We start from the raw sequence: 15,196 nt of genomic DNA on the forward strand, positions 1-15,196 counted from the left end.
CTTCTTTACTCACTTTCACTGTGAAATGTGCTGTCAACAGCGTCCATTATACCATAGAGAAAGGCCAGAACTGTAAGGAGTAGAGCGGCCCATCCAAAAAAAGCTGTCAGCGCAGAGCAGGTAAAAAAGACTGCAGCGAACCGCCGGATTCCCTGACCATGGACGAATCCTTCAATACTTCCTTTGATGATTCTCGATAACAGGAAAAACCCGCCCGTAAACGTAAGAATGGCAGTAAACCATGAAAAAGGGGAAAACACCAGAGAGGCTGTGAGACTGCCGGTGTCCCCGAATGGCTGGGATGAAAAGAAACGAAGACCGTGGATGCTCAGAAACAGTCCACCTAAGTACATATAAAAAAGATGCCTCCCCTTCACATTCATTCCCCTCCTGTTTTTCTGACGGCTCGTGTCTGCTGTCATATTATGAACAGGCATGGCACATTGCGAGGGCGAATATGAAAAAGAGGCTGACACAGAAGAGGGAATATCCCCCAGCCGTGCCAGCCCCGCAATCACACAGTGCAGACTGCTGATTCTTTATACCAGGCGGCTTCTTTAATTAAAAAGCTGTTTTCGGAAAGATTGTTGTGTTATTCCGCTCCAGGCGGACGCTTTCCGCGGGCATCGCTTCAGCCTCCTGGGGAGTGCTTCTGCTTCTTCCTCTGCAAGATAAGCTTCGAAGCTGTATGCGTCGAAGCAGCTCGAAGCAATCACAGGCTGTAAACGCTCGCACCTGATGCTATTCCCGCTGGAGTCGTCGCCTTTCGCTGCATCATAATTTGGTCAATAACAACAATTTATACGAACACAGCCAATTAAAACAGCCCTACAGCTTTTCCGTTCTCATCAACATCCATATTGAGTGCTGCCGGCTTCTGCGGAAGTCCCGGCATCGTCATAACATCCCCGGTAAGGGCAACGATGAATCCTGCTCCCACTGAAGGTTTAAGTTCCCTCACCGTAATGGTAAAGCCCTCGGGCCGTCCAAGCATAGCGGGATCATCCGAAAGAGAGTACTGTGTCTTGGCCATGCAGATCGGAAGTTTATCCCAGCCGTAGCGGTTATAATCTGCTATCTGCTTTCTGGCGTAAGGACTGAATTCAACACCTTCGGCACCGTATACTTTTGTGGCGATAAGCCTGATCTTTTCTTCAATGGATTCATTTACATCGTAGACAGGTGTAAAGTCCTTGTCATCCTGTTCAATAATGGAGACAGCACGTTCCGCAAGTGCACGCCCTCCTTCTCCTCCGTCTGACCAGACGTCAGCAAGTTCAACATTAATTCCCTGCTCTTCACACCAGTCCATAAGAAGATTAATTTCTGCGTCCGTATCGTGAATAAAGCGGTTGACTGCCACTACATGAGGGAGCCCGAAACCACGGATGGTTTCCACATGCTTTTCAAGATTTGCAAGCCCTTTTTGCAGTGCCTCTGTATTTTCTTCCTTGAGCTGGTCTTTCGGTACACCGCCATGCATTTTAAGCGCCCGGACTGTTGCAACGATCACTACCAGGTCGGGGTCAATGCCTCCTGCACGGGCTTTAATATCAAGAAATTTCTCAGCACCGAGATCCGCCCCAAAACCTGCCTCTGTCACCACATAATCCGCAAGTCGCGAAGCCATGTTCGTGGCTATTACACTGTTACAGCCGTGGGCTATGTTGGCAAACGGTCCGCCGTGAACCAGTGCAGGTGTGTTTTCCAGCGTCTGTACAAGGTTCGGTTTAACAGCATCCTTTAAAAGAAGTGTCAGTGCCCCTTCCGCTCCCAGGTCAGCACAGGTAATCGGCTGATCATCAGCTGTGTAGGCAACGACCATGTCCGCGAGACGCTTTTTAAGATCCTTAAGATCTACAGCGAGGCAGAGGATCGCCATAATTTCGGAAGCCACCGTAATGTCAAAACCGGACTGGCGCGGCACTCCTTTTAACGGGCCGCCCAGACCGACGACGACCTCACGGAGTGAGCGGTCGTTCATATCCATTACACGTTTCCACACTACTTTTCTTACATCGATACCGAGTTCATTTCCACGGTGGATATGATTATCCATCATTGCTGCCAGAGCATTGTGAGCTGTAGTAATGGCATGAATATCCCCGGTAAAATGGAGATTGATGTCCTCCATCGGCACGACCTGGGAATACCCTCCCCCTGCTGCGCCGCCTTTTATCCCCATCGTTGGTCCGAGAGACGGTTCCCTCAGTGCAATAATCGCATTTTTTCCGATTCTGTTTAACGCCTGGCCGAGGCCGACCGTACAGGTTGATTTTCCTTCACCTGCAGGGGTAGGGTTAATCGCCGTCACCAGAATAACCTTTCCATCCTCACGCTCATCAAGCCTGTCCATCACATCGAGGGAAATCTTGGCTTTATAATGGCCGTACGGTTCCCACTCCTCTTCTCTTAAACCGAGATTTTCAACAATCTCCCGGATCGGCTTCATGGTACACGCCTGTGCAATTTCAATATCCGACTTCACACTCATGCAAGCACACTCCTTTTATCTGCAGCATTTTCCAGCTGGAGTAATTGATTATGTAACCCTTTACATTGTATCGGATTTACGGGGAAATTACAGCAATTTGAACGAAAAAAGAGAGAACATGTCTGCCCTCCCTCCTTTAATCATCGCTGTTAAACTTCTGCAGCATTCTCATCCATTCGTCCACTTTATCCTCACTCAGTTCGTTGAGCATATTCTGTATTTCCTTTTTCTGTTTCCTCAGATTTCCCTGTAGGACGACCTCCACTGTCTGGTCAACGGTAATCAGTACAGCTTTAACCCTCAGGACATTTGTCAGCATGGCGAGAATGACAGCAATCTGCTGAGGGCTTAAAGGTCCCAGCTCTTCTGTATAGGGATTTTTCTGTTCACCGTTTTGTCCTTTTCCCTTTTTGTTCACGCCGTATCACCGCCACTCTCTGCCCCGGTCAGGTTGATATAACCACAAAACCTCCGTTTTCCCCATTACTGCTTGCCCCCAGACCGGCAGCGAACGTTATAAAAACGAATATCGTGACAACAAGCAGGATGGCATAACCGAGAGAACTGTTATCGCTCACAGACTTCACCTCTTTTTAAATACAGTACAGTATATGAGCCGCTGTACGTATTGTTAAAAAGAAAGCGACCTTCCCGGCAAAATAAGGACAGGCCCAATTTCCAAAACCGCCTTGCATTGATTTCCCTGAGTAAGTATAATTAAAATAACAATTATTTAAATTTTCTGATAATATAAAGGAGGATTCCGATGACCCTGCATAAATGGAAAAACCGCTCGTTAGTTACTGACGCGGAGTTCATCCATAATATCAATCTGGGGTACCCTGTTGAAGTATTCTGCCTGACTACCTGCAGAACGATTGCTTACGGAAAAATTCAGGATCTCTCGGATGAAACGGTACTCATCCATGGCAGAAGGTTTAAAAGAAACGGATGCGCATTCTTTGGACTGCCCGGCTCAAGACCTTCAAGGGAACTTAAAACTTCCTGATCAGACGTAATCCTCTAAATACCCCGATGAAAAAGGACACGGCCAGGGCCATGTCCTTTTTTCCATTTCCGGCAGTTCTGTGCCGGGAAGAGCGTCTGCGTATTTTTCATCCGCTCCGTTTCGCACTTCTTATTTATGATAAAGATTGATATTATACTTTTCCAGAAATTCGGCATAAATCCGCTCCCTGTTTTCCCCTGCCCAGATCTCACTGCTCCGGTCAATAACCTCCGTCCGCAGTCTGTCTGTATTTTTTTCAGCCTTGTCCAGCTGCTTCTTTTTCATATCTGCATACTTGAACGTAATTACTGTCAGGAAAATCAGGATGATCATTACCGGGTCGTGAAGAATAGCGGTAATGTAAAAGGAACTGTGATACTGCATAAAAATGCCGAAAGCCATATAGAAAACGGCAGCCCATAAAACTGCAAGATGCATCCAGCCTGCACGCTGAATCAGCCTGTAGGCTCTTTTCTCCTTCTCCTTCGCCTTTACAAGTGCATTCGTCATAAATTCTGCATAAAAGCTTTTTTCCCTGCTGCTCATTTCCGCCTCCTGAAGTCTGTCCTGTTACAGCCTATGAAGGCGAAGCTGTGTTCATGCTTTGGACGGGGGAGATCAGGACCCCCAGACAGGATAGGTAATCACACCGAATACGAGCAGGAAAAACAGGATCATCATCAGCCTGACAATGGGAATATGTACAGATACAGCCACATCACTATCTGTTTCCTGCTCTTTAATCTGCTGCTCCCTTTTCTCTTTTTCCCTCTGTTTTCTCACTACACTTCGGGGAGGAAGATCAGCCGCATCGGCTGAGGACCATTCTTCCTCCGGCAGATGCTGCTGTCTGTCTGTCCGGGAAAGCTGTTCGGCTGCCATTTTCTGTTCACCTCTTTTGTATGCTTTTTACCATTTTCGTGGGTATCCGGCCATTTGTAAATAGGAGGTATTATCGATTTTTTCCGTTTTTTTCAAACCAACCGTATTTTATTGCCAGACCAAGAATGGCATCAATAAAGAAATGGGCACTGATTACGGTCAGCAGATTCCCTGTAATAAGATAAACGTAACCAAGCAGAAAACTGAGGCCTACGGTAAAGGTGAACAGAAACGGGTGATGAAGGTATCTGAAATGAATCAGTGCAAACAGTACAGAAGCAGCTATAATGCCCGCCGAAGTCTGGATGACTCCCCTGAATAGTACTTCCTCGGAGACGGCAACCACAAAGGAAATAACAGCAATATGAACAACGGAGCGGTTCTTAAAAATGCGCTCATTGATTCCTCCATCGTCCAGCCACTTTGCAGGGAGGATCCGGATACAGAGCCATTCCAGAAGAACCACTGCAGCCGCAACAGCAAGTCCTGTAAATACAGCTCCCATGTTCCATTCTATCAGGGTAAACGGCTCAAACCAGCCACCCAGTAAAAGGCGTGAGGCAAAAAGTGCAACAAGAAGCATAATTCCCTGTGAGAGATAAAGGTTGAGAAGAAGTTCACCATCGGTCAGCCTGCTGATTACTTTTGCCTGTCTGTTCAATGGTGCCCTGTCCTCTTCTGCCCAATATCCTGATGAAAGATCCTGCTGAGAAGGCTTTCCCACGAAGTGCCTGCTTCCCCCGTCCCTTCAGATGCGGATGTTTTAACCATCTGAAATGAAAAAGGAGAATCCCCACAGCTGCTGCAGCACGGGACCGGACTCACGGTCTTCGCCTCACCAAAATAATTCAGCAGCAGCTCCCTCGTACAGCTTTCATGATCTTTCACCATGCTTTCCATGCTGAAAAACTGGCTTTCTTTCTCTTTTTTCCGCTTTTGGAACCTGTTCTTCAGACGCTGTTTCGAGCTTCCGGCATTTGTCATGATTATTCTCCCGTCTTCACCGATTAATCCTTCCTGATCGAGATAAAAACAGAGCAGACGTTCTTTGGATTCCGAGGATACGCAGGATTTTACCGCTTCGTCGGCAGTCGGGGGGCCCGCGCCCGGCCGCACTGTTTTCAGTACTGAGTAAAGCAGGTCGATTTCATCATCTGTCGGAAGATCGGAAACGATCATGGATAAGGGGAGATGTCTGTCTTCCTCCTGATAAACAAGAACTGCACACGCCTGCCCTCCGCCCCTTCCTGCCCTGCCTGTTTCCTGGACATAGTGTTCCGGACTCTGAGGGATATGATAATGTACGACGAACCGTATATTCGGTTTATTAATTCCCATTCCAAACGCGTTCGTACAGCAGACTACATCCGTTTCATCCCGGACAAACTGCTGCTGAACGAGAAGACGGTCTTCTTTTTCCATCCCGCCATGATAGGAGGCAGCTCTTAACCCGCACCGGTGCCGGAGTTTTACCGCCAGGAGATCAGCTTCTGCCCTGGTTGCAGTGTACACAATCCCTGGTCCCTTTAACTGATTTACTGTCTGGACGAGGGTCAGTTCTTTTTCTTCATATGTGCCCGCCTTTTTGATGTGAAGGGAAATGTTCGGCCTGTCCACCGAGTGCACACAGCGCGAAAGTCTTTCGAGCTTCAGGTGGGAGATGATATCCTCCTGCACTTTTTCTGTTGCCGTTGCCGTGAGAGCGAGACAGGGGGGATTGCCAAGTTCCTCTCTGACTTGGGCAAGTTTAAGGTAGTCGGTCCGGAATTCATGTCCCCACTGGGAAATGCAGTGAGCTTCATCGACTGCAAAAAGGCCGGTCCTGACTCTCGAAAGACTCGCCGTCACTTCCCTGTTCTGAAGCATTTCAGGCGAAACAAACAGTATGGAACGGTCATTCAGGGAAGCGAGGATGCGTTCTCTGTCACGGAAGGAAACGTGTGAATTTAATGCACATGCTCCTTTTTCTCCCATGGCTTTAAGCTGATGAACCTGATCCTCCATAAGGGATAACAAAGGTGAGACAACTATAGTCATACCCTTGAGAATCCTTGAGGGGTACTGGTAGCAAAGCGTCTTTCCTGTCCCTGTCGGAAGTACAGCAAGCACATCATGTCCTGCAAGGATTTTTGCAATGATTTCTTTTTGACCTTTTCGGAAAGCCCGGAAACCGAAAAGATGTTTCAGCTCTTCCTCAGAAGGTTTGTGCATGAGGATCTCCTTTCATTTCAGCCAGTGCAAGACGTATCGTAAAATAATCAATGTCAGAACCGAGAGTATCCTTAATCACTTTCAGCCGGTTTGTTCCAAGTGCTTCTGCAGTATTTTTTACAAGTTCGAGTTTTGAGCTGCTGACAAACCGTGAAGCATCGAATCCGGAATGCATCATTGTTATTTCCACTACATGGTCTTCAAGTGTGCTCCGCCTCAGTCTGCGGATCTGTCCGATCTCCTTCATCGTTTTACCTTCAAGCAGAAGGTCCAGAGTTTCCCTTGCTGATCGGGACATAAGCGTACGCTCTTCTTCCGGCTTCATGAAATTCTGCAGGATATATTTCTTTCCTGAGCGTGATTCACTCAGTCTGGCGAGGATAAAGTGCAGACAGGAACGAAAACGAATATACGTAAAGTTCGGATCACCCGTTTCCCCGGCCAGCTGAGTAAACGATTCACCGGCGCGGTGACCTGAGGAAAGCCGTCTTACAAAAAGGGAAGCATATTCATCACTCAATGCCGATAAAATGGAACTGAGTTCAGAATAAAGGGAAGCTGCTGCGTCCTCTCTTTCCTGACGGGAAGAAGGAAAATTGTCCCTTACCCAGGACTGGACGCTGTAATCGTACTGAATCGGAATAAATGTCTTTATTCCTGCCATTACAGAGGAGAGAGACTGGATATAGAGGGAAAGCCTTTTCCAGAACCAGTCCGCCTCGCCGTTCCATTCAAAGCGCCCGGCATTATAGTGCTCAGGAAGAGTGTACGTGGTATCAAGCTTCTGCTTCATACTGAGCCCCTCCCTGGTAAGGTCAATGAGACCACGGTCTGTTTCCCTCACAAGCCCGGAGGCGGCAAGTGTGCTTAATATACCGTGAACATCTGTCACAGATCGATGTTTTAAACTGCCTGTTAAAGGTAAAACATAAAACAACGATGCATCCTGCAGAGTCTGCGAGGAACGTTTACCATTTAACAGGTAGACCGCACCACTGCCTGTCCGCTGTCCCTTCAGACGTTCAGTCATCGTTAAAAACAGCCACTTCTCAACATCCATGCCCTTTCCTCCTTCTTACCGGAAGTCCATCTTCCAATATTATAAAAGACAGGATCGGATGAGGCCAGCATAAGGAGACCCTCTGAGCAGAGTTACCCTGATATTTTCTATTGAAAGTAGGGGTGAGAACATTTACAATAATGATTAAGTGAGTAAAGACATTTCATTGTTCTTAATAAACCCCTTTTTACATAATAGAAAATTAAAGGGTCAGCCTTAACATAAACGGGAGGTAATAGTAATGGCAAAGTATACAATTGTAGACAAAGACACTTGCATCGCGTGTGGAGCCTGCGGAGCTGCAGCACCGGACATTTACGATTACGATGATGACGGTATTGCGTTTGTTATTCTGGATGACAACGAAGGAACTAAGGCAGTTCCGGATGAACTTCATGAAGACATGGAAGATGCATTCGATGGCTGTCCGACAGATTCAATTAAAGTGGCAGATGAATCGTTCGAGGGAGATCCCCTTAAGTTTGAATAGGGCAGAAAAACCACCTTTCCTTTCCGGAATGGTGGTTTTTACGACTTCGTTTAGTTTACATAATTAAATTACTGTCTATTAAAGAACGAGACCCTCAAGTGCCAGCGGCACACCGTTTGCCCATATTTCGCTGAATGCACGAAATGGCAGCGGATTGGTCCCTGTGCCGAGTTCAACTGTAAATCCCGGACGCCCGGTCTCCTGAATAAACCAGTCCTTATACCCTCCATCACTGTCTGCTGTATGCACCGGTACGTAGGAGCTGTTCCGTGAGAGCCTGCAGACCATCTCCTTACTTTCCGGCGGCTCAAATCCTTTATAACCCCAGAAAATCATCTGACCCTGGGAGTGAAAAGCTATAACATAGGCAAAGTCATGATTTAATGTAAATCTGTGTACAGCCTGGGCCTCCGGTTCAGTAAGGGCTGCCCGTCCGCTGTAATGCCGGGGCCAGGGTCTCGGAGGGCTTTCATCTGCTTCTTTCTGCCACCCTGCAGGCCACTGATGATTCAGGTCCACTCCCCTGATGTTTGCAGACCAGTGGTCAAACATTTCTCCACCCCTGTTAATAAACTGTATTTTTTCATAAAAGGGATGGCCGGGATAATTACCCTGCTGGACAAGTTCAATGCCATCCGGATTCACCATTGGTACAACATACAGCGTAATTTCCTTAAGGAGGGCCGCCACATCGTATCCGAAACATGCTTCATCCCTGATGACCGCCTCTGCCACTTCATCAAGCCATTCACAGAGAAATTTACTTGTCATCCATTCATTTGCATGCCAGCCTCCTGAATAGAAAACCTGCTTCTTTCCGGATCCGCACGTAAAGGCATAAATCGGCTGGTTCATAACTGAATGTCCAATAGTTTCACATTGAATCAGCCCTGTCTCGAGCCATTTTTCACGAAAAGCATCTACATCACGTAAGTGAAAAGGCTCCGTGCAGACCCCTTTCTTTCTTGTGCAGCCTGCCGCTCCTGCTGAATCCGGTACCTGAATTACCGTACCGGGTGCAATGTAACTGTCAGGCTCCTCAAGAACAGGGTTGATTTCACACAGTCTGTGCGGACTCACAGCAAAAAGTGCTGCAATACGATAAACGGTATCTCCTCTTTCGGCAGTATATGATTTCACAAAAGTCCCCCCGATCCCGGTGAATAATGATTACGAATGTACTTCCTTCATGATATGATATGCGTACAAATCAGAATTATCAGAACAGACAGGGAGGTTCATGTATTGTCACAGACTGTTTCGGAAAACACTTTCAATGTACTCGTATCTGATCCTGTAAGCAGTGAAGGCCTGGCTCCATTACTGGCAATCCCGAACATCCGGGTTATAGAGCGTTCTCTTGAGGAAATTGAACATCCTCTTCCGGCCATCCGCGCCCTGATTGTAAGGAGTGCCACCCAGGTCACCGAAGAAGCTCTTAAAAAGCTGCCCGGACTGCAGCTCATCGGAAGAGCCGGTGTGGGTACAGACAACATTGATATTGAGGCCGCCACAAGAAAAGGGATTATCGTCATTAACGCTCCGGATGGGAATACCATTTCCACCTGTGAACATACATTTGCCATGATGATGGCTCTGCTGCGCAAGATCCCCCAGGCCCACCTTTCTGTTAAGGAAGGTGAGTGGACGAGAAAGAAATTTGAAGGAACTGAGCTCTACGGGAAGCATCTGGGCATAATCGGTTTCGGAAGAATAGGCACCGAGATTGCTTCTAGAGCTAAGGCCTTCAGAATGAATGTAACTGTATACGATCCGTTCCTTACTTCGGAAAGGGCGGAGAAAGCCGGTGTTAAAAGCGGGGACCTGACAGAAGTTCTGTCTCATGCTGACATTCTCACCATCCACACCCCTCTGACGAAAGAAACGAGAGGTCTGATCGGACAGGAAGCCTTACATGTAATGAAAACGGGTGCGTATCTTCTGAATTGTGCCCGTGGCGGTATTGTGGATGAAGAAGCACTTGCAGGAGCCGTACGCGAAGGCAGAATTGGCGGAGCCGCTCTGGATGTGTTTGAAAACGAACCCCTCCTCCAGTCGCCCCTCAGGGATGCGGACAATATCATACTTACACCGCACATTGCCGCTTCCACCCGCGAAGCCCAGCTCAGCGTTGCCCGGCAGGTGTCGGAGGAAATTATAGCTTTCTCACAGGGAAAAAGTGTGACCCATGCACTCAATTACCCTCATATACCCGGAGAGCAGGTTAAAAAAGTGCGTCCTTTTTATGACCTTGCAGAGAAGATGGGAAGAATGTCTTCGATTTTTATGCAGATCCCGGTAAAAGAGATTACCGTCACCTACTCCGGGGAAGTTGCGGAACAGGACACCTCGCTTTTAACCCGTGCTGCTTTGAAGGGTTTTTTCAGAAACCGCGTCGACTCCTATGTGAATGATGTGAATGCCACGTATATTGCACGGCAGAGAGACGTTTCATGGACGGAAAAGCGTACCCAGGAAGAGAGTGGTTATCAGAGTCTTATCACCATTCGTGCAGAGGGTGAGGATCATTCATTTTCCCTGACAGGGACGTCAAATCGTGATTTCGGTATCCGCTTTATTAAGATTGACCACTTTTCGGCAGATTTTCAGCCATCGGACCACCAGCTCTTTATCAGCCATACTGATAAACCCGGTGTAATCGGAAGCGTCGGTCAGCTTCTTGGCAGTCATGGTGTCAATATCGCCACAATGCAGGTTGGGCGCAGAACTGAAGGCGGTGAAGCGATGATGATGCTTACTGTGGATAAGGAAGTTGCCGATGAAACCGTACGGGGGCTTCAGCAGGTCAGTGAAATCAACCGGGTTACGGTTATAGAGCTTTAAAGTCGTACTGTAAGTTGTTCCCGGCTGATAAGAAAGGGGCTGGGCAGAAGTGTTTTTACAGATAAAAATCCTAACAATCAATATGCGTCGCAGGTAAATCGCTCCTGAAATGCCGCCGCTTTCCGCGGGAAGCGGCTGAGCCTCCGCGTGCTTCGCCCTGCGTGGTCTCACATGCGCTTTTCCTCCCGCAGGAGTCGGCGAAAATTTCATCCGCTTGTCAGCTTTTTGGTTGTATTCTAATCTAAACACTTGCCTTATGACTAAGCCTCCTTTTGATCTGGTAAGTATCTTGAGGTTGATTGTTCAAAAATCACGAGACGCCTGCGGGAAAAGCAAGAGCTGCGAGTGTTTGCATCCTGTGAATGCTTCGAGCTGCTTCGACGCAGACAGCTTCGAAGATCAACCTGCAGAGGAAGAAGCAGAAGTGCCCCTCCCGGCCAGCTGAAGCCTTGCCCGGGGCAAGCGGGTGTATTTTTGAACAATCAACGAAAGTTTACACAAAAAGGATACCTTCTGATTTAGTTAAATCCCCGCAGCATCACTATATCGGTGGGATCCTTATGTTAAGCGATGCTCGCAGAAAACGTCCGCCTGTCACGTCAAATCTTCTTCTTTTCTCCGTCCTTCACTGAAGGTCATCACCTTGCTGTAACCCGCTTCCCTGGCAAGTTTAACGGCATCCTGATATCTGTACCCTACATGCTCCGGTTCGTGGGCATCGGAGGAAAGCACAATCGGAATCCCTTTACGGCGGCACATGGCCAGAAGTTCAGGTTCCGGATACATTCGCCCTACCGGCTTTCTGAGACCGGCCGTACTGATTTCCACACATGTTTTGGATTCAGCCAGCTCAGATGTAATCCGTTCATATTCAGATAAAAGGAACTCCCTGTCATCAGGGACGTAACCGAAAATCTTTACCAGATCCAGATGACCGATCACATCAAACAGGTTACTTTGTGCCAGGGTGACAACCTGGTCAAAGTAGTGTCTGTAGACCTCTTTCACATCTCTTCTGTCCCACTCTTTTCTGTATTCTGCTAGATCAATTCCGAAATTCCCGACCCAGTGAATACTTCCGATTACATAATCGAACGGATAAGCCTGTATAAATTCCGCCATTTCCTCGTGCTTTCCCGGAGTATAGTCCATTTCTATCGACATTTTTACATTTAGACCTTCCCGTTCTGCTTCCCTGAAGAGATCTGTGTACTCCTTCATCGTGTACCACCTGCGTGCATCCACCCATTCATTGCTCAGAATATCCGCTGTTTCATAAAAATGATACGCATGCTCCGAGATCCCAAACTCACGAATGCCTTCCTCATCTGCTTTTTTTGCGAACTGTTTTAAATACTCGAGCGTTAATGTCCCTTTTTCCAGATGATTGTGATAGTCAGTCCTCATGGTCCTACCCCCGGTTTCTTTTTACTCTTGGATTTTAATGGTTTTCCTGTCCTGTCTTATCCTGATCTTATCCACTCTTTTCCATCATAACAGCCTTCGATTACATTCGGCAGTTTTTATATGAATTGCCCCTTTTTTCATACTTTTGGAGATTTGTAAGTTTGAAACCCGCGTTTCAATTGTGATACAGTTGGTACCAGCAATAAAGATACTAATTTCAACCCAGAAAGGTGATGTACATGAAACGCCTCCAAAAGACGCTGACAATCGGGGTGGCTGTTACAGCCATTTCAGTTTTTGCCGCCTGCGGTGATGGTGAAGCCCCTGAAGAAAATAATGGTGCAGACACCGAAAACGGTGAACAAATCGATCAGGATGCTGAAGAAGATGAAGATGAGGACGCAGATGAGGATGCAGCTGCAGATACAGACAGCAGTGAAACAATAGCAACTGTCAACGGCGAAGAAGTGACACGCGGACACCTGGATCAGCAGATGGAACAGGTCGAGGAGATGCTCATGCAGCAGGGAATGGATCCTGAAGAAGAGGAATTCCAGGAAATGATGCAGATGCAGGAAGAAATGTACGTTGATGAGCTTGTGACCGAGAGAATTCTTCTTCAGGAAGCAGACAATCAGGGCATTTCCGCTGACGAAGACGAAGTAGAAGAGCAGTATGCCCAGATCCGCGGCCAGTTTGAAGAAGACGAGGAATTTGAGCAGGCCCTTGAAGCCAGTGGATTTACTGAAGAAGATCTAATGGAAGACATCCGCAAAAACAGTGTTGTTTCCCAGCTTCTTGAACTTGATCACCTTGAAGAAGATGCAATTGAAGTTTCAGACGAAGAAGTCGAGCAGATGTATGAAATGCAGCAGATGCAGAACCCTGAAATGGGTGAGTTCGATGATGTTCGCGACGAAATCGAGAAGAACGTGAAGCAGCAGAAATATGTTGAACAGCTTCGCGAGGAAAGTGACATCGAAATCCACGTTTAATCAGTAACATCAAATAACAAAAGCCTGTCCGTTTAATTTCGGACAGGCTTTTCTGTACTATTTAAAGACATCTGAATTGCTTTTATATAGGACGTCCTTATTGCCCTCCCGGAAATTAACCACTCTGGCCGCTGCAAACAGGTAATCAGACAGCCGATTTACATACTGTAGAATAACACCGGGAATTTCCTCTTCAGTCATAGCAGCTGTAATTTCACGTTCGGCCCTTCTGGCAACAGTCCGGCACACGTGCAGATCCGCCGCGGACTGACTGCCGCCGGGAAGTACGAAAGTCCTGATTTCAGGTGCTTCATCCCAGTATCTGTCGATCGCTTTTTCGAGCGTGTCAATATAGGCTTCCTTTGTTTTATATACCGGTTCGTCTGTGACATTTGCAAGATCTGCCCCGAGGTCAAACAGCTGCTGCTGAATGGCGGTAAGCTCCGCCGGAACGTCCTCCCCTGCTTTTTCGCCGAGACCGGCCACAGCTCTCCCGATAAAACTGTTCAGTTCATCCACCGTTCCGTAGGCATTTACACGGAGGTGATTTTTAGCTACCCGTTTTCCGATCAGCGACGTTTTACCCTGATCACCTTTTTTTGTATAGATCTTCATCCTTTCGCCTCCTCTTTCATCATTGCCAGACACCCTGCAGCATCCTGTATCAGCCTGTCTTCATTAATAGACTTTTTTTCTCCCGGGAAACCCGCAATGCTGTAGACTGAAATAGCCGGGAATGAACGCGCGAGCAGAATGGACAGGGAAACGGCTTCGCTGTCCTGAATGCTCCCATTTACAATCAGGGTCAGCTCCAGGATTCCTTCGTTCTGAAACATGAAAAGAGTCCAGTCAGATGACTGTTTTTCAGTCCGCTGTCCCTTTCCTGCCGGCAGTTCTTTTTCCCAGCTGAATGGTTCACCACCGTGTCCGGTCCGAAATGTCCGCAGTGGTGTATCACTTACAACTGTAAGGCTATCCTCCCTTTCCTCAAATGAGAAAAACGGCACCCGTTTACCTGCAGCATTAAAAGGCCGGCACGTAACCAGGGGTACCGGGACCTCCGGGTGGGGGACTGTGGCAGCGGGTACGTCATACACTTCAGAGAGACGTTCAGGTGTCAGCATCCGGCAAGGCTCACCCTCACCATGGATCCTTCCTTCTTTAAGCAATAGAATCCGGTCACAGTACATCGCAGCAAGATTAATATCGTGCAGGACAGCAATAACAGTAAGTCCCTCTTCACGGACAAGTCTGTGAATGATCGTCATTAGTCCCACCTGGTAGGAAAGATCCAGGTGGTTTGTCGGCTCGTCGAGAAGGAGAAGCCGTGGTTCCTGAACCAGCGCCCGGGCAAGAAACACACGCTGCTGCTCTCCCCCGCTGAGGAGATTCAGCGGTGTATTCCTGTAGTGAATAAGGTTCAGCTCCTCCATGACTCTTCCGATCACTCTCTCATCTTCTTCGTCAGTAAAGGTGAAGAGTCCTTTTTTATACGGATATCGCCCCATTGCCACCACTTCTTTTACGGTAAAGGAAAAGGATTGTTCGTGGTGCTGTGGAAGAACAGCAGTTACTTGTGCCATTTCATTGGCGCTGTAGTTCCCTGATGATTTTCCATCAACATATATCTCGCCTTCAAAAGGCTTAAGGGACCCGGTAAAGGTTTTCAGGAGGGTCGTTTTACCGCATCCATTTGGGCCGAGAATTCCGTACATTTCACCTTTTTTCACATGAAAAGACAGCTCATCAACGATTTTTTCGCTGCCATATCCAGCGCTGACCCGGTCTGCTCTTATCAATATAC

The 15,196-nt window shown here is 47.7% G+C and carries 17 protein-coding genes; 4 read left to right on the top strand and 13 right to left on the bottom strand.

What is annotated here, in order from left to right; translation table 11 throughout:
• Positions 1-5 precede the first annotated feature (5 nt).
• From FGB90_RS04835 to FGB90_RS20080, 4 genes are all read right to left on the bottom strand, one after another.
• Entirely contained in the window at positions 6-377 is a 372-nt protein-coding gene (locus FGB90_RS04835; RefSeq protein ID WP_138809414.1) for a hypothetical protein, read from the bottom strand.
• A 440-nt stretch (positions 378-817) separates the two neighbouring features.
• Complete coding sequence (locus tag FGB90_RS04840; RefSeq protein WP_138809415.1) at positions 818-2,494, bottom strand: formate--tetrahydrofolate ligase; 1,677 nt, start codon at positions 2,492-2,494, stop codon at positions 818-820.
• Positions 2,495-2,630: 136 nt separating this feature from the next.
• The gene (locus FGB90_RS04845; RefSeq protein WP_138809416.1) at positions 2,631-2,912 is read right to left on the bottom strand and encodes a hypothetical protein; all 282 of its coding nucleotides are present in this window, start codon (positions 2,910-2,912) and stop codon (positions 2,631-2,633) included.
• Between the two features lie 28 nt (positions 2,913-2,940).
• Positions 2,941-3,072: a hypothetical protein gene (locus FGB90_RS20080; RefSeq protein ID WP_281280017.1), complete on the bottom strand. Its 132-nt coding sequence runs from the start codon at positions 3,070-3,072 to the stop codon at positions 2,941-2,943.
• A 188-nt stretch (positions 3,073-3,260) separates the two neighbouring features.
• On the opposite strand from FGB90_RS20080, the gene FGB90_RS04850 reads away from it, so the two are divergent.
• Positions 3,261-3,503, top strand: coding sequence for a hypothetical protein (locus FGB90_RS04850; RefSeq protein ID WP_138809417.1), 243 nt, complete (start codon positions 3,261-3,263; stop codon positions 3,501-3,503).
• 129 nt (positions 3,504-3,632) lie between these two features.
• Here FGB90_RS04850 and FGB90_RS04855 read toward each other — a convergent pair whose 3' ends face one another.
• The 5 genes from FGB90_RS04855 to FGB90_RS04875 form a co-directional block, all read right to left on the bottom strand.
• Positions 3,633-4,049, bottom strand: coding sequence for a DUF2663 family protein (locus tag FGB90_RS04855; protein WP_138809418.1), 417 nt, complete (start codon positions 4,047-4,049; stop codon positions 3,633-3,635).
• A gap of 72 nt (positions 4,050-4,121) precedes the next feature.
• The gene (locus FGB90_RS04860) at positions 4,122-4,385 is read right to left on the bottom strand and encodes a hypothetical protein (RefSeq protein WP_138809419.1); all 264 of its coding nucleotides are present in this window, start codon (positions 4,383-4,385) and stop codon (positions 4,122-4,124) included.
• 70 nt (positions 4,386-4,455) lie between these two features.
• Positions 4,456-5,046, bottom strand: coding sequence for a CPBP family intramembrane glutamic endopeptidase (locus FGB90_RS04865; protein WP_138809420.1), 591 nt, complete (start codon positions 5,044-5,046; stop codon positions 4,456-4,458).
• Positions 5,043-6,596, bottom strand: coding sequence for a RecQ family ATP-dependent DNA helicase (locus tag FGB90_RS04870; protein WP_138809421.1), 1,554 nt, complete (start codon positions 6,594-6,596; stop codon positions 5,043-5,045). The genes FGB90_RS04865 and FGB90_RS04870 overlap by 4 nt, the downstream gene beginning before the upstream one ends.
• A complete protein-coding gene (locus FGB90_RS04875) occupies positions 6,580-7,656 on the bottom strand; it encodes a YpbB family protein (RefSeq protein WP_138809422.1) in 1,077 nt (358 codons plus the stop codon). Before FGB90_RS04875 ends, FGB90_RS04870 begins: the two co-directional genes overlap by 17 nt.
• 241 nt (positions 7,657-7,897) lie before the next feature.
• Between FGB90_RS04875 and FGB90_RS04880 the strand changes: the two genes are divergently transcribed.
• A complete protein-coding gene (locus FGB90_RS04880; RefSeq protein WP_138809423.1) occupies positions 7,898-8,146 on the top strand; it encodes a ferredoxin in 249 nt (82 codons plus the stop codon).
• 78 nt (positions 8,147-8,224) lie between these two features.
• Here the strand turns inward: FGB90_RS04880 and FGB90_RS04885 are convergent, their stop codons facing one another.
• Positions 8,225-9,286 (bottom strand): M14 family metallopeptidase, encoded by a 1,062-nt coding sequence (locus FGB90_RS04885; RefSeq protein WP_138809424.1) that lies wholly within the window; start codon positions 9,284-9,286, stop codon positions 8,225-8,227.
• Between the two features lie 54 nt (positions 9,287-9,340).
• Here FGB90_RS04885 and serA point away from each other — a divergent pair, with 54 nt between their 5' ends.
• Entirely contained in the window at positions 9,341-10,990 is a 1,650-nt protein-coding gene (gene serA / locus FGB90_RS04890) for a phosphoglycerate dehydrogenase (RefSeq protein WP_138810013.1), read from the top strand.
• A gap of 594 nt (positions 10,991-11,584) precedes the next feature.
• Here serA and FGB90_RS04895 read toward each other — a convergent pair.
• The gene (locus tag FGB90_RS04895) at positions 11,585-12,397 is read right to left on the bottom strand and encodes a histidinol-phosphatase (protein WP_138809425.1); all 813 of its coding nucleotides are present in this window, start codon (positions 12,395-12,397) and stop codon (positions 11,585-11,587) included.
• A gap of 239 nt (positions 12,398-12,636) precedes the next feature.
• On the opposite strand from FGB90_RS04895, the gene FGB90_RS04900 reads away from it, so the two are divergent.
• Complete coding sequence (locus FGB90_RS04900; RefSeq protein ID WP_171051703.1) at positions 12,637-13,392, top strand: SurA N-terminal domain-containing protein; 756 nt, start codon at positions 12,637-12,639, stop codon at positions 13,390-13,392.
• A gap of 57 nt (positions 13,393-13,449) precedes the next feature.
• Here the strand turns inward: FGB90_RS04900 and FGB90_RS04905 are convergent, their stop codons facing one another.
• Positions 13,450-14,007, bottom strand: a complete 558-nt coding sequence (locus FGB90_RS04905) for a cob(I)yrinic acid a,c-diamide adenosyltransferase (protein ID WP_138809427.1) — start codon at positions 14,005-14,007, stop codon at positions 13,450-13,452.
• On the bottom strand, positions 14,004-15,191 hold the full coding sequence (locus tag FGB90_RS04910) for a heme ABC transporter ATP-binding protein (protein ID WP_171051704.1): 1,188 nt from the start codon (positions 15,189-15,191) through the stop codon (positions 14,004-14,006). The genes FGB90_RS04905 and FGB90_RS04910 overlap by 4 nt, the downstream gene beginning before the upstream one ends.
• Positions 15,192-15,196 lie beyond the last annotated feature (5 nt).

The organism is Alteribacter natronophilus, assembly GCF_006007885.1.
Lineage (GTDB): Bacteria > Bacillota > Bacilli > Bacillales > Salisediminibacteriaceae > Alteribacter > Alteribacter natronophilus.

Coding starts and splice junctions, on each gene's coding strand:
- serA (WP_138810013.1), top strand. CDS start 9,341: ATGATATGCGTACAAATCAGAATTATCAGAACAGACAGGGAGGTTCAT.
- FGB90_RS04850 (WP_138809417.1), top strand. CDS start 3,261: ATGACCCTGCATAAATGGAAAAACCGCTCGTTAGTTACTGACGCGGAG.
- FGB90_RS04895 (WP_138809425.1), bottom strand. CDS start 12,397: ATGAGGACTGACTATCACAATCATCTGGAAAAAGGGACATTAACGCTC.
- FGB90_RS04870 (WP_138809421.1), bottom strand. CDS start 6,596: ATGCACAAACCTTCTGAGGAAGAGCTGAAACATCTTTTCGGTTTCCGG.
- FGB90_RS04900 (WP_171051703.1), top strand. CDS start 12,637: ATGAAACGCCTCCAAAAGACGCTGACAATCGGGGTGGCTGTTACAGCC.
- FGB90_RS04905 (WP_138809427.1), bottom strand. CDS start 14,007: ATGAAGATCTATACAAAAAAAGGTGATCAGGGTAAAACGTCGCTGATC.
- FGB90_RS04840 (WP_138809415.1), bottom strand. CDS start 2,494: ATGAGTGTGAAGTCGGATATTGAAATTGCACAGGCGTGTACCATGAAG.
- FGB90_RS04875 (WP_138809422.1), bottom strand. CDS start 7,656: ATGGATGTTGAGAAGTGGCTGTTTTTAACGATGACTGAACGTCTGAAG.
- FGB90_RS04855 (WP_138809418.1), bottom strand. CDS start 4,049: ATGAGCAGCAGGGAAAAAAGCTTTTATGCAGAATTTATGACGAATGCA.
- FGB90_RS04880 (WP_138809423.1), top strand. CDS start 7,898: ATGGCAAAGTATACAATTGTAGACAAAGACACTTGCATCGCGTGTGGA.
- FGB90_RS04860 (WP_138809419.1), bottom strand. CDS start 4,385: ATGGCAGCCGAACAGCTTTCCCGGACAGACAGACAGCAGCATCTGCCG.